The organism is Staphylococcus intermedius NCTC 11048 (assembly GCF_002902385.1).
GTDB classification, from domain to species: Bacteria; Bacillota; Bacilli; order Staphylococcales; family Staphylococcaceae; genus Staphylococcus; species Staphylococcus intermedius.
Genome location: NZ_PPQH01000176.1, coordinates 1 through 362 on the forward strand (window position 1 = coordinate 1; position 362 = coordinate 362).

1 tRNA gene is annotated in these 362 nt (G+C 36.5%); it reads left to right on the forward strand.

The annotated features are described in order from the left end of the window. Positions 1-283 precede the first annotated feature (283 nt). A tRNA-Glu gene (locus CD138_RS14000) sits at positions 284-355 on the forward strand. Positions 356-362: the final 7 nt, after the last annotated feature.

The following is a 362-nucleotide window of genomic DNA, read 5'->3' on the forward strand; positions in this document are numbered from 1 at the left end:
AATATAAGGTGTAGGATACATTTCTACATCGTATTTGTATTCTCCTAATCATGTTTAAGATTCCATATACTCTCAAGGCCCTCCTTTCGCCTTGAGAGTCTTTTTTTAAGATTGTTTGTTTCGTGATAGGATTAGTAAAAGGGGAAGGAGGGAAGTTAATTCATCACTTTAGGTATGTTTTTGCCAAAAAGTATCTAAATTACACATATTTTTCATAGGAACATATTGACGTTTCTAATGGTTAAATATATACTTAAAAAGTCCTTTACAGTTCTAATGATTTGGCTCCTTGGTCAAGCGGTTAAGACACCGCCCTTTCACGGCGGTAACACGGGTTCGAGTCCCGTAGGAGTCATCACAAT